This is a genomic window from Terrisporobacter sp. (genome assembly GCF_017888745.1).
Taxonomy (GTDB): domain Bacteria; phylum Bacillota; class Clostridia; order Peptostreptococcales; family Peptostreptococcaceae; genus Terrisporobacter.
Genome location: NZ_JAGHFM010000076.1, coordinates 22,472 through 35,527, shown reverse-complemented (window position 1 = coordinate 35,527; position 13,056 = coordinate 22,472). Strand labels below are relative to the sequence as shown.

The following is a 13,056-nucleotide window of genomic DNA, read 5'->3' as shown; positions in this document are numbered from 1 at the left end:
AGGTAACGTTATCCCCATTATACCTGTTATCACAAAAGGTATAATACACTTTATCTCTGTTGATAAATTTATTTTTGTGTATAAGTTTTGTGTTTTAATAATCCTTTGCAATATATTACTCCACTTATCCCTATTATAATTCCTAATAATATAAGTCCCCAATAATATTTAAGTGGTAATGAATTAAGCTTTGGAAAATACAATGATGGAGTCAATCCAAAGAAATTTTTTGAAATAAAGTCAGCTGTAAGCGAGGCTATCATAGCCGATACTAAAACTAATGGCGAAAAATTTTTATGGGTTTCCTCTAGAGAAAACATCACCCCCGATATTGGGGCATTGAATGCTGCAGACAGTCCTGCACTAGATCCGCTTGTTATTAAATATTTCTTTTCATTATCTAATTTATTAGTTTTTTCAGAAATACCTTCTCCAATACAAGCACCCATTTGAACAGAAGGGCCCTCTCGCCCTAAAGAAAGACCTGCTACTAAACAAATTAATCCTCCAACAAATTTGTAAAATAGTACACTAAACCAATTCTGTTTTAAGTTCCTAGTCAAAACTCCTGTAACTTGTGGAATACCACTACCACTAATCATTGGTTCTTTTTTCACCATTTTTCCAACTATGTATCCTAATAGTATAAGTACTGAAAAAATTATTGGTATTAATAAATAATTACTACTTGCTTTTTCATAAAAATTAGTAAACTTATGACTTAAGCTTGATAATATGATTCGATGGAATACAATTACAAAACCTACTGACGCTCCTACTAATAAAGAATCTAGTATTAACTTATATTTAAGATTTTCTAATCTTTTTAACATGTTATATACTCTATCACCTTTTTTATCCATCTTCCCCCTCCTTGCATAAAAAAATTCGCTTCTCTCATATCGCCAACGACTTCGTCCGTTGCTTAAGATAATAGGTTGGAATTTATAATTTATCCACAAACCAGATAAATTATAAATTCCGTAACATATAAAAAAGACCTAAGATAAAAATCTTAGATCTTTTGATTGGCGGAGAAGGAGGGATTCGAACCCTCGCACCGGTTTAATCCAGCCTAATCCCTTAGCAGGGGATCCTCTTGAGCCACTTGAGTACTTCTCCAAACTGTACTTCAATTATATCTCATAATAATCATTGTGTCAATATTTAGTAAAGATAAAATATATTCTATATTAAAAATTAATTTTCAAGTAAACATTTTATTGTGAATAATATTAAATTTAAAATAAAATATAGATTACAAATATAATTAAAAAGCAAAGAAAATTTTCATCTTCTTTGCTAATTTATAATTACATATGCTTCTTAGCTTCTAATAACATTTCGTTAGCTTTTTGCATAGCTTCTATTGCTTTTTCAATATATTCTGCTGATTCTTCTTTTCCCATTTCTTTAGCTTTAGACACCCATTCTCTAAATCCTTCTTCATGAGACTCGTTATGATTCACCCAATGAACTAATAATATATTTAAAGTTTTTTCATCTTTGCTCATTTGATCTTCTTCATGAGCATGTCCGCAACTTCCCCCACATCCACAATCAGTATGTACATGATCATGATGGTGATGATGCCCCTCATGGAATAAAGCTATATTTTTATTTAACATTTTTAAATCCCCCTTATTTTATATTAAATTCTTTTTTTATTATTTTTATTGTATCTTTTATTAATAAAGACAATGGTTTTCCTTCAACTCCTACTACTTCAAAATTTTCTGGCATAATAGGTAAAAGAATTTTAAATGCTTCACTATCTGATACAGCTTCACTAATTTTACTAGTAACTTCCCCCATCATTGTATTTGGCATTACAACTGATATAGGAGCTACAATTATACTTGCCTTTTTAGAAGAAACTACTATTGCATTTTCTCCTGTAGCACCTTTATTAGCATGAGCTTTCATCATTGCACTAGTTGCTATTGAGTTAGTTCCCAGAGCATAAATTTCTATATATGTTGGTAATTCTTCTCTAAGAGCATTAACTACCTGAGCACCTATTCCACCACCCATTCCATCAATTACAGCTATAATCATTTGACATACCTCGAATTTTTATTATTATTCTTGAGCTAATATTATTTTATGATCCATTAACCTTATTTCTTTAATATAACCATCTATTATTTTTTGGTCCCCTAATAAATCTGTTAAATATACTTTCCCATCAGCCGGGTCTACAGTTACTACATTTTCCATTACTTTTTGCAAATTATTATCTTTACCTAATACAAATGCAGATGATTCACACATATAAAATCCCCCTTAGTTATAAATCTAATCAAAAAAAGATTTCTAAAGGCAATATAACGCCAATAAGAAATCTTCATGATTCCATTTACAAATTTTTCTATATTCTTATACCATAAGTATATACTCATATTATTGTTAAGTCAAATACTTAAACATAATTATTGTTAATAATAAGCCAAGAATAATGGATTGTTTTTCAACTATCTATTTATAAATACAAATTATAAACAAATATGTTGATGACTATGAAAACCTGTAAATCCATCTTCGTGCACATGATCTTCTCCAATACCATTTATATGTTCATGAGTATGCATAAATGATACTTGTAGTTTTTTATTTATAGGATTAACACCTATATAAGCATTTACTCCAAAAACATCTTTTAACATAGCTGAAGTTATTACTTCTTCAACCTTTCCAAAATCAATTATCTCCCCTTTTTTCATAACTATTAAATAGTCACAATACATAGAGGCTATATTCATATCATGTATAGCAGATAACGTAGTTATATTTAAACTTTTTACTAGATCCATTAATTGTATTTGCTATCCTATATCTAAGTGATTTGTAGGTTCATCTAATATTAGAAAATCCGTATTTTGTACAAGAGCCCTCGCAATTAAAGTTCTTTGCTTCTCTCCTCCAGATAAATTTGAAAAACTTCTATGGATATAATTGTCCAGCCCAACCTTTTTTAGCATATCTGAAACCATATTCAGATCTTCCTTTGAGTAATCTTCAAATATAGATTTATACGGATATCTTCCCATTTTTACTATTTGCTCTACAGTAAAGTCAAATTGAGAATCACTTTCTTGAGCAAGTACTGCAGTTTCTTTTGCACAATCTTTATCTTTCATGTGAATTAAGTCTTTATTATCTAATATAATTTGTCCACTTGATGGTTTATATAGTCTATATATATTTTTTAATAAAGTTGATTTTCCAGATCCATTAGGTCCAATAATACCTACAAAACTTCCCTTAGGAACATTAAAAGATATATCTTTTAATATTTCATTCTTATCTATGCTAAATCTTAAATTTTTTACTTGAATTTTATGCATTACTCTTTTCCTCCAAAAGCATAATTTTTCTTAGAAATTAAATATAAGAAGAATGGTCCACCAACTAATGATGTTATGATTCCTATAGGTATTTCTATTGGCGGGAAAAGCCCTCTTGCAAAAATATCTGATATTATCAAAAATATTGCCCCTATTAATGATGAGGGTACTATTAATTTTTTGTGGTCACTTCCTGCTATAGTTCTGCATACATGTGGTACTACTAAACCTATAAATCCTATAGCTCCTGTTATTGCAACTAAAGAGGATGTAAGTAAAGTTGCTAAAATAAGTATTATTGACTTAATAAGCTTTACATTTATTCCTAGTATTATTGCACTATCATCACCTAAAAGTAATATATCTAGAGATTTAGACATCATAAATGAGGCTATAATTACTATTATTAATACTATAAAAGGTAATAATAGTACATCCCATTTCGCTCCACCTAAACTACCTACTGTCCAAAATAATGCATTTTTAGCTTGATTTGAATTATCTGCAGAATATATAAGTAAATTAGTAAGAGCTGAAAATATTGTAGATATTGCCATACCTGTAAGTACTAACCTCGTAGTAGAAGTTGTCTTCCCCATTTGAGTTCCTATTGCAAATACAAGAACTCCTGATATTATTGAACCTACAAAAGCACCTGTACTTATGCTATTTATTCCCATAGTAGATATTCCACCTAAAACTATAACTGCTACAGCACCACAAGATGCCCCTGATGATATACCTAATATATAAGGCTCTGCTATTGGATTTTTAGTTACACATTGCATAAGTACTCCACAAAGCGCAAGACCAGCGCCACACATTGCCCCTAATAACACTCTTGGAAATCTTATTTCCCATATTATATTTTGTGTCATTATAGTTCCCACATCACCAAATAGCATTCCATTTGATAATTTACTTAGTAGTACTTTATAAACTTCTCCAGGAGGTATATATGTGCTACCTATTGCTATTGCTGATACTACCGTAATAGCTAATAATATAATAAGTAATACTGTCCAAAATAGGAAACCTTTCTTTTTAGAAAGGCCTCTTTTTTCTTGTACTGATATATCCATTATTTATTTTCTCCATAGAAATATCCATACATTTTCTCTATAAGCTTAGGATTTCTAACACCTGGAGATAAATCTGCTAATCCTACAACATATATTTTATCATTTTTTATTGCTGCTACATCTTTAAGAGCAGGATGAGACTTTAAGAAATCTATTTTTTCTTGTGCTGGTTGTCCAGCCATAAAGTCAGTTACTAATATAACCTCTGGATTTTCAGCTACTATACTTTCCCAAGATACATTTATATAAGGCTTTTCAGCGTCTTTTCCAAATATATTATTCCCTCCAGCTAAATCTATTAAGTTATTAGCAAGACCAGAACCAACTACCATGGCATCCTTTTCCCCTGAGTCATATACCATCATTTTTACTCTATCTTCTTCTTTTATATCACCTAATTTGTTACTTACTTCTTTTATATCACTTTTCATTTTATTTATTACTTCTGTAGCTTTATCTTCTACTCCAAATATTTTTCCTAATAATTCAAAATCTTCGTATACTGTTTCAACTGTTGCATCTGGTGAATAAGACTTTGCCATAAATGGAGTTATATCATTTTTTATAAGCTCCTCTGGTGATCCTGTTGTCTGCTCACTTATTGATGAATCCCATCCACTGACAAAGTCAGCCCCTGTAGCCATAAATCCTTCTTTTGATATTGAGTGGCCTTCACCTACTTCTAACTCTGGTATTTTATTGTATGCTTCTTCAAATTCTGGAAGTATTGGATTATCTAAAAGCGCTGTCCCCACCATTTTATCACCTAAATCTAATGCCAATAACATTTCCGTCATAAACTGGGATAATGTAACTGCTTTTTGTCTAGGTTTATCAACTTTTACATCATAATCTTTAGCTCCATCAGAATATGTAAATTCTACTGGTTCAAAGTTACTTGCTTCTGCTTTTGTTTTTGTTGTTTCAGATTTTTGATTGTCATTTGAACATCCAACAAAACTTAAAGTTACCCCTACTATAGATAATAGTGCTAATACCCTTCTTAAACCTTTACTTTTTAACATTGATTAATTCCCCCTGTAAAATACTTTTTGTAATTTATATAATTTATTTTATAAAAAATAAAAGGTTTATATATGTATAGATATAACAAATCTATAATACATAAACCTTCATGGTTATAGTTATGATTATCTTATTTAATTATTATGCATGAATGTGAACATGATCATATGGATGTATGTGTTCTTCATGGTCATAGCTCCCACAGCAGTTTTCTCCACCATTACCGCAGCATCCACCTATATGTGGATTATGATGTTTCATTAAACTCCTTCTTAGCATATTAAACCTCCAGTATTTTGAACACTTCTATACTGGACTATATATATAAGATTATCAATTATTAATTATGTTGTAAATATATACATGAATTGTCAAAATATTTAATTTTATATATTTTATTTCATTAAAATTCAATATTATACATTATTTTATGTATTATTGCATAACTTGACATATTTCATTTTTAATTTTAAATTTACATGTTCTTTATTTATAAATTACTTCCATTGATAATTTTCTAATTTAGTGTAATTATTTATTGTCATAAAAAAACTCCTATAATATTTTTTATAAATATTATAGGAGTTTTTTTATATAATTATAAATTAATAAATTTTATATTATTCTAAGATTTCTTTTACTGTTGGAAAACTATCTATATTGGTATGAGGTAAGAAACATGCAGAAACAAATTCATCCATATATGTAGGATATACACTTAATTCTACATATGTCATTTGTGAACCTATTTCCTCTAGTTTATGTTTTGCATCTGAACTAATTAAAGCTAAGTAAGAACCAACTAATGAACTATTTCCTATATATTTAAATTTACTTCTATCTACATCAGGTAGTAATCCAATTAATATAGAATTTTCTATGTCAAGGTTATTTCCTATACCTCCAGCTATATATACTTTATCTATGACTTCAAAATCCATGCCTAAACTTTCAAGAAGCACAGATGCTCCTGAATATATGGCTCCTTTAGCTCTTATAAAGTTATCTATATCTACTTCATTTACAACTAAATCATTTTCTAAACCTTCATAGTCATCCTTGAAAGCTAATACATACTCACCAATTTCATGCTCATTAAATCTTACTCTTCTATTATCAAGACCTTTTTGGATTTTACCTCTTCTATCTATTACACCTTTAAGTAGCATTTGGCAGATTAAATCTATTATACCAGAACCACATATTCCTATTGGGTTACCTTCTCCAATTATAGTCAATTTCGGTTCTAAAGTATCCTTATCAATACTAACTTTTTCAATTGCACCAGCAGAGGCTCTCATTCCACAACTTATACCTCCACCTTCAAAAGCTGGCCCAGCAGAACATGCACAGCACATCATGAAATCTTTATTTCCAAATACTATTTCTCCATTAGTACCCAAATCAATGAATAGTGTATTCTCTTCACTTGCCCATATACCTGCTGATAATACACCTGCTGTTATATCTCCACCAACATAACTAGCTACATTTGGAGATAGATAAATTAATGCACTTTGATTAATATTTAAGCCTACATCTTCGCCCATTAGTCTTGGTGATTTTAAATATGGTGGTATATAAGGTTCTAATCTCAAATAATCAGGATATATACCTAAAAATAGCGTAGACATAGTAGTATTCCCGGAAATAACAGCTCTAATTACATTATTCTTATCAATACCTGTTTTTTCATAGATTGACTCTATTAAAGGATTTAAAGTATCTTCTACTATTGCCTTTCTCATAATTTCTAGATTATCTTTTCTAACGGCAAATACTATTCTATTTATAACATCTGCGCCGTATCTTATTTGAGAATTTCCTGATGATGTTTTTTCAATAATTTCATTAGTTATTAAATTTACTAAACACACAACAACAGAAGTAGTCCCTATATCTATAGCTAGACCGTATAATTCTCCCTCTTTATTTCCTGATTCAATATTTAATATTGTTATTTTATTTCTCTTTTTAACATAAGTTAAAGTTACCTTAAAATTATTTTCTCTTAATACTTTTGGCATTTTTCTTAATATATCTAATCTAAAATCAATTCCATCTATTCCAAAATCTTGTCTCACTTGTCTTTCAAGTCTGTCAACATCACTTATGTTATCATCTAATGATGGTTCTTCTAATTCAATATATCTTTTTTCTATATTAGTGCTATATGAAAGCCCGTTATCGTCTATTAATTTCTTAGCTCTATCAAATAAATCCTTATCCACTTTTTTATCTGAACCTTCTATTTTCATACCATGCATTGATGAAGAAAGTTTAGATGGAACATCTACTACTATATCTTCAGTAACTTTAGTGGCACAGGCTAATATATATCCTTGTTCCCATTCATCATCACTAATATGTATATTTTTTTCAGTATCACATTTGCCATCTAATAGTTTAACTTTACATTTTCCACATGATTGAGATCCATTACAAGGTGCATCTATAAATATATCTGCCTTTCTTGCTAAATCTAATAAATTTTCACCCACTTCACACTGAACTTCTTTGTTATGTGATTTAAAAAACACTTTAGCCATATCATCACCCCAATAATTTTATTTTTATAATCACTCAACCTGCTATCTTATTTAAATAGGTATGAAATTCCCTTATTTGTATATATCACTATGAGTAAAAAAGCATAGTAAACTTAGCGCGCTTAAATTTACTATGCTTTTATTAATTTAATATTAAGTAGTACTAGATTACTCTAGGCCCTTTTGATAATCTTCTCCACTTAATAATGTATCTAATTCAGATGCATCTGACATTTTAACTTTGCAAATCCATGCATCATATGGATCTTCATTTACATATTCAGGTTCATCTTCTAATTTATCTTCATTTATTTCAACTACTTCTCCTGAAACTGGAGCTATTAAATCAGAAGCTACCTTAGAAGACTCTATTACACCAAAAGATTCATCTTTAGTTAATTCATCTTCTACTTCTGGCATTTCAACAAATAACACTTCTCCTAATTGTTCTTGAGCAAAATCTGTGACACCAACGTAAGCATATTCCCCTTCAACTCTTACCCAAGTATGTTTTGGAGAGTATTTTAATTCAGCTAATATTTTCATATTTTATTCCCCCAAATCAATTCTTTTATTATTACATTATTGGATCCATAGATAATGCTGGATGTCCTTTTTCCTCAAGGAAAGCACAAACTGATTCTGAATCAACTGCTATAGTTTCATCGCAAATCATTTGACTAAAGTTATCTATTCCAGTCATTTCTTTAACTGTAGCATCAAGTTTATCAGCTACAAAATCTTTTAATTCTTTTGGCATCCAAACTATTCTCTCTGGTCCACCTTCTGTGTAAGCGAATTTTTTAGAAGATATGAAATGTCTACCATGGCCCATAAATCCTGGAGTTTGAACCCCACCACCAGTCATAGAAGCAAGCTCACCAAAAGTCATACCAACAGGAGTTACTCCTGGGAATTCTCTGTTTACTATAACTAATCCGTTAGCTTCTGGCATTATACCACATATACATTCAAAACATCCACAAGAAGTCATTGGATCTTCCATTATAGAGTAAAGTGTAACTTGTTCAACTGCACCTTGAGATATTTCGTTTACAGTATCATTAACTGATTGCCAGATACCTTTTTTATCATCTAAGCATTCACCTTTTGGTATTGGTTGACAAGGTCCTGTTGGATTAAGTTCTTTTGTAGCTTTAGCATCTAACCAAGAAACTGCACCACAAAGTCCTAGTCTTTCAGGAGTAACAACACAAACGTGAGCTGGAGCAAATGATTGACACATGTTACAAGAATAGAAATCTTCAACACTTTCATCAACAAGAGAAGCTAATCTATTATCTCTTGCTTCATATCTTGCTAATGCTTCAGATTTTCTTTCATTTACTATCGCTTCATCAGTTATTATAGTAACCTCACATTTATCAACAACAGCTTCAAATTCATCTTTCATCATAGCATACATAACTTCACCTATATGCTCTAATTTAAATCCTTTTTCTACTGCATCTTTAGATATTCTTACCCAAGACATGTCTCTTTGACCAACATGCATTAATCCTTCTATATAGTTCATAAAGTAATGGAAACGTCTTTCAAGAACCGGTTCGAAGTCTTCTTGCATTGCTTTACCAGCAACATTAACTACTACAGCAAGAGGTAGTCTTGTAACTCCATCTGCTAATTTAGATAAATCTATATTTTCACCTATTACTTCTATTTTATGATCTTCTACCTCTGACATTGGTTTAGCTATAACTAATTCCCAAGCAGGAGTTTTGTTTCCACCGAATTCATATGCCATTTCAGCTTTTCTAATTCTTTCCCCTTCGAAAGCTGCCGCAAATCCAACTGGTATAGGTATTTCAGTTACTTTTATTTTTATTCCTCTAGCTTCTAGAGAAGTTGCAACAAATTTATCATAATCTCTTTGAGTTAATAAGTTACATGGTACTTCAGTAACAACTTGATCAGTTATAACTGGGAATCCTAAAGCTATAGCACCAGCACCACAAGCAACTACTAATTCACTAAGTGGTCCAAATGCATTAACGAATGCAGGAACTCTCTTAGATGTATATTCTAATAATTGATTTAAATCTCCTGGAGGAACAGCACCGAATATTAATGCAGCTCTTATAGCAACAGAAACAACATGTATAACAGAAGTTACATCATATCCTAGAGGGATAACACGAAGGTCTACACCCATTTTCACTTCAGCTTCTATAGCTTGATCTATAACTTTTCCTACTAAGAAAGTTAATAAACCTTTTGATTGATAATCTTTAACTACTTTTGCTAATGTTTCAGCATCTGGGCATTCACCAAGAACAACTGCAACACCAGGTATATCCCCTGTAACTAGCGGTACACCTAAAGATCTGATTACAGGGTCAACTACGTGCCCTGCACAAGGAGCTTCATATGGAGTTTCGTTAGTTGCATATTTAACCGCTTCAACGATTTCAGCTGCTAAAGCTGTAGCTAAACCAGCATTTAAAGCTGTTTCAAGTAATGGTTTTTCTACTATTAAAGCTTTTACTATTGCTAAAGCACCCTCTAAATCTCCTAAAGTAGCCATCTTTTGCCCAGTTGCAGCATATATACATGGAATAGAATATGCTGTATCTGGGAATGCTACTGGACACTCTTTCCCTTTTTCTGCTATTGCAGCTGAAAGTGCACCATTTGCAGCATCGTATGCTTGGTTTGCACCTGTGTAAATTGTATTATATAAATTCACTTTTTACTTCCCCCTTTTATGAATTATATGTTTATATTCAGACTAAGCTTTTATATAAAAGCTTAGTCATCTAAACCTAATTCTATTATTTAATAAATTTTTATATTTATCCTCTATAGTCAAATGCTAAATCTCTCACTTCTAAGAAAGAATCTGCATATAAATTAGAGTTTCTTATTATGTCACAAGATTTTATTGTTTGTATTAATAATTCATCTAATGGGTTAACTATCGCAGAAGAGAATCCATTAGCCATAGCCATTGCTAACCAATTGCTATCTAATATAGGTCTTATATGTTTTGGACAACCATTAGAAACATTTGATAATCCACCTGTAGTTTTTAATCCCATTTCAGTCATTTGTCTTATTGCTTCTAAAACATCCATTTGTTTATCTTGCATTCCTTTTATAACTAAGCAAAGTGGATCAAATAATACATCTGTTTCAGGATCTAATCCAGCCATTGCAGCTGCTTCTATTAACTCTGTACAATATCCCATACGTTGGTCATTATCTGCAGGTATACCTTCTTTCGCACATAATGCTATTATTGCTGCATCATATTCGCCAGCTACCTCCATTAAATGCATTCTATCTCCAGCATCAGCAGAGTTTATTATTGGCTTTCCATGAGTTCTATCGTAAACTTTTAATCCAGCTTCTAAAGCTGCAACATTAGCTGTATCTAAAGCTAGTGGAACATTATTTAATTCACTTTGAAGTAACTTAACTCCCCATTCCATTATTTCAGCTCCATCTCTTTCAGCTGGCCCGATATTAAAATCTATAACATGAGCCCCTGCATCTAATTGCTCTTTTGCTCTTTTTAATATTGGCTCTGGATCTCTTTCAGCTATAGCTTTTCTTATTGGTGGTGCTATACAGTGAATTCTTTCACCTATAATCATAAATTTTTCCATACTAATTTATCCCCCTTAGATTTTATATATCTTATAAATTATTGTCTAAAATTATGCTGTTACTGTTTTTGATTCCATATATTCTTTTAAGAATTTAGGTAGTTCCATAGACTCAGCAGGACCTACTATTACATTCCAATCTGGTAAATTATCTTGTACATCTGCTTGTATAACTGCTACCTTACCTGGTATTATTAAATCTCTGTTCTTAGTCATATCAGCTATACCACATTCTTTGACAAAGTTTCCTATTACACTACCACCAAATTTACCAGCAGCCCAAGAAGTAAGAACTGAATATCCACCTGCATCAGGTATTACTAACCAGCATGGAACTTTAGATCTTTCTATATCTCCAGTTACTACGAAATAAGTTAAAGCAAAGTCAACAGTAACTAATACTGGAGAATTTTCATCTGGGTTGTTTAATGGATATACTTTTGTTTCAACTCTCATTGGTTTTTGTGGATCAGTATATAAGTTTTGTCTTAAAGCATATAATGGTAATGCTTTTGCATAATTTATATCATTTAAAACTAATATAGAACCATATTTAACTGTAAATGTAGATGCTAATGCAACTTCCATCATGTCATCTCCATTAGCTAATTTATTTATAAATACTAATGATGGATATCCAAAAGTTCTATCTTGCTCTTTTAAAGCTATTCTTCTAACTTGAACTGCATTAACATAAGTATCTTTTATGTTTTCTCCAGTTACATCAAGGATTAATTCTTTATATCCAGCTTTTTGAATTAGTTCAACTGTTTCATATAATCCTTCTAAGCTGTCAGCTTTTACACCTAAAGCTAAATTATCTCCTTTAACTACATCTATCATAGCTTTGTAGTTATCTTTATTAGCTCCATATACTACTGGATTTAATCCTTTTAATACTTCAACAGCTTCTTTAGCAACTTCAGCATCAGAAACATTTAATATGAATGCTACTTTAGTTTCAGCTTTTAATTTATTTATAATACTTAAGAAATTTTCTTTATTTTCATTGTAAGTAACAAAAGCAAATTCAGCTCTCATTACTTCTCCAATTCTTTCATATTCTACTGCTTTTATATTAGCTATTTTTGCATCTACTTGTTCTTCAGTCATGCAGTCACAAAATGCTATAGCAAATCTATTTTTACTTACTAAAGTTTTTTCATGTCTAAATAATACAGTTTCTCCACCTAGAGTATATTCACTTTCTCCAGCTCCAACTTTTAAAGTTTTCATTGGAGGCGCAGTAGCCTCTGATAATTTTTGTATTGCTTCATCAGACATATGTGGACATTTTTCTACTTCTACTGCTCCACTAGCAACTTTCATAGAGAAAGCCATACAAGTTGGAAATCCACATTCCTTACAGTTTTTCTTTGGTGTTAATTTAAATATATCTAAAGCTTTTAATGCCATTGTTTTA

Annotated in this window: 14 protein-coding genes and 1 tRNA gene; all 15 read right to left on the bottom strand. The window is 30.8% G+C overall.

The annotated features are described in order from the left end of the window. Positions 1-68: 68 nt before the first annotated feature. Positions 69-863: a chloride channel protein gene (locus tag J7G74_RS03840; RefSeq protein ID WP_297132154.1), complete on the bottom strand. Its 795-nt coding sequence runs from the start codon at positions 861-863 to the stop codon at positions 69-71. Between the two features lie 166 nt (positions 864-1,029). Then, a tRNA-Ser gene (locus J7G74_RS03835) sits at positions 1,030-1,122 on the bottom strand. 191 nt (positions 1,123-1,313) lie between these two features. Further along, on the bottom strand, positions 1,314-1,628 hold the full coding sequence (locus tag J7G74_RS03830) for a hypothetical protein (protein ID WP_297132152.1): 315 nt from the start codon (positions 1,626-1,628) through the stop codon (positions 1,314-1,316). A gap of 13 nt (positions 1,629-1,641) precedes the next feature. Further along, positions 1,642-2,058 carry a DUF3842 family protein gene (locus tag J7G74_RS03825; RefSeq protein ID WP_297132149.1) on the bottom strand — a complete coding sequence of 139 codons (417 nt, stop codon included), beginning with the start codon at positions 2,056-2,058 and terminating at the stop codon, positions 1,642-1,644. A 24-nt stretch (positions 2,059-2,082) separates the two neighbouring features. Next, a complete protein-coding gene (locus J7G74_RS03820; protein ID WP_297132147.1) occupies positions 2,083-2,274 on the bottom strand; it encodes a CooT family nickel-binding protein in 192 nt (63 codons plus the stop codon). 221 nt (positions 2,275-2,495) lie between these two features. Beyond that, the gene (locus J7G74_RS03815) at positions 2,496-2,813 is read right to left on the bottom strand and encodes an ABC transporter ATP-binding protein (RefSeq protein ID WP_297132145.1); all 318 of its coding nucleotides are present in this window, start codon (positions 2,811-2,813) and stop codon (positions 2,496-2,498) included. Positions 2,814-2,825: 12 nt separating this feature from the next. After that, positions 2,826-3,347 (bottom strand): ABC transporter ATP-binding protein, encoded by a 522-nt coding sequence (locus tag J7G74_RS03810; RefSeq protein ID WP_297132143.1) that lies wholly within the window; start codon positions 3,345-3,347, stop codon positions 2,826-2,828. Continuing rightward, positions 3,347-4,429, bottom strand: coding sequence for a FecCD family ABC transporter permease (locus tag J7G74_RS03805; protein WP_297132141.1), 1,083 nt, complete (start codon positions 4,427-4,429; stop codon positions 3,347-3,349). The genes J7G74_RS03810 and J7G74_RS03805 overlap by 1 nt, the downstream gene beginning before the upstream one ends. Continuing rightward, positions 4,429-5,454, bottom strand: a complete 1,026-nt coding sequence (locus tag J7G74_RS03800) for an ABC transporter substrate-binding protein (protein ID WP_297132139.1) — start codon at positions 5,452-5,454, stop codon at positions 4,429-4,431. Before J7G74_RS03800 ends, J7G74_RS03805 begins: the two co-directional genes overlap by 1 nt. 142 nt (positions 5,455-5,596) lie before the next feature. Further along, positions 5,597-5,734, bottom strand: a complete 138-nt coding sequence (locus J7G74_RS03795) for a hypothetical protein (RefSeq protein WP_297132137.1) — start codon at positions 5,732-5,734, stop codon at positions 5,597-5,599. Positions 5,735-6,075: 341 nt separating this feature from the next. Then, positions 6,076-8,004 (bottom strand): corrinoid activation/regeneration protein AcsV, encoded by a 1,929-nt coding sequence (gene acsV, locus J7G74_RS03790; RefSeq protein WP_297132135.1) that lies wholly within the window; start codon positions 8,002-8,004, stop codon positions 6,076-6,078. Between the two features lie 168 nt (positions 8,005-8,172). Next, entirely contained in the window at positions 8,173-8,550 is a 378-nt protein-coding gene (gcvH, locus tag J7G74_RS03785; protein ID WP_297132133.1) for a glycine cleavage system protein GcvH, read from the bottom strand. Positions 8,551-8,581: 31 nt separating this feature from the next. Then, positions 8,582-10,711 (bottom strand): acetyl-CoA decarbonylase/synthase complex subunit alpha/beta, encoded by a 2,130-nt coding sequence (gene acsB, locus J7G74_RS03780; RefSeq protein WP_297132131.1) that lies wholly within the window; start codon positions 10,709-10,711, stop codon positions 8,582-8,584. 106 nt (positions 10,712-10,817) lie between these two features. Further along, positions 10,818-11,633 carry a carbon monoxide dehydrogenase/acetyl-CoA synthase methytransferase subunit gene (acsE, locus tag J7G74_RS03775; protein WP_297132129.1) on the bottom strand — a complete coding sequence of 272 codons (816 nt, stop codon included), beginning with the start codon at positions 11,631-11,633 and terminating at the stop codon, positions 10,818-10,820. 51 nt (positions 11,634-11,684) lie between these two features. Next, entirely contained in the window at positions 11,685-13,049 is a 1,365-nt protein-coding gene (gene acsC / locus J7G74_RS03770) for an acetyl-CoA decarbonylase/synthase complex subunit gamma (protein ID WP_297132127.1), read from the bottom strand. Positions 13,050-13,056 lie beyond the last annotated feature (7 nt).

Bases quoted from the DNA above. Each gene is read 5' to 3' on its own strand.
- J7G74_RS03840 (WP_297132154.1), bottom strand. From the start codon at position 863: ATGGATAAAAAAGGTGATAGAGTATATAACATGTTAAAAAGATTAGAA.
- J7G74_RS03830 (WP_297132152.1), bottom strand. From the start codon at position 1,628: ATGTTAAATAAAAATATAGCTTTATTCCATGAGGGGCATCATCACCAT.
- J7G74_RS03825 (WP_297132149.1), bottom strand. From the start codon at position 2,058: ATGATTATAGCTGTAATTGATGGAATGGGTGGTGGAATAGGTGCTCAG.
- J7G74_RS03820 (WP_297132147.1), bottom strand. From the start codon at position 2,274: ATGTGTGAATCATCTGCATTTGTATTAGGTAAAGATAATAATTTGCAA.
- J7G74_RS03815 (WP_297132145.1), bottom strand. From the start codon at position 2,813: ATGGATCTAGTAAAAAGTTTAAATATAACTACGTTATCTGCTATACAT.
- J7G74_RS03810 (WP_297132143.1), bottom strand. From the start codon at position 3,347: ATGCATAAAATTCAAGTAAAAAATTTAAGATTTAGCATAGATAAGAAT.
- J7G74_RS03805 (WP_297132141.1), bottom strand. From the start codon at position 4,429: ATGGATATATCAGTACAAGAAAAAAGAGGCCTTTCTAAAAAGAAAGGT.
- J7G74_RS03800 (WP_297132139.1), bottom strand. From the start codon at position 5,454: ATGTTAAAAAGTAAAGGTTTAAGAAGGGTATTAGCACTATTATCTATA.
- J7G74_RS03795 (WP_297132137.1), bottom strand. From the start codon at position 5,734: ATGCTAAGAAGGAGTTTAATGAAACATCATAATCCACATATAGGTGGA.
- acsV (WP_297132135.1), bottom strand. From the start codon at position 8,004: ATGGCTAAAGTGTTTTTTAAATCACATAACAAAGAAGTTCAGTGTGAA.
- gcvH (WP_297132133.1), bottom strand. From the start codon at position 8,550: ATGAAAATATTAGCTGAATTAAAATACTCTCCAAAACATACTTGGGTA.
- acsE (WP_297132129.1), bottom strand. From the start codon at position 11,633: ATGGAAAAATTTATGATTATAGGTGAAAGAATTCACTGTATAGCACCA.
- acsC (WP_297132127.1), bottom strand. From the start codon at position 13,049: ATGGCATTAAAAGCTTTAGATATATTTAAATTAACACCAAAGAAAAAC.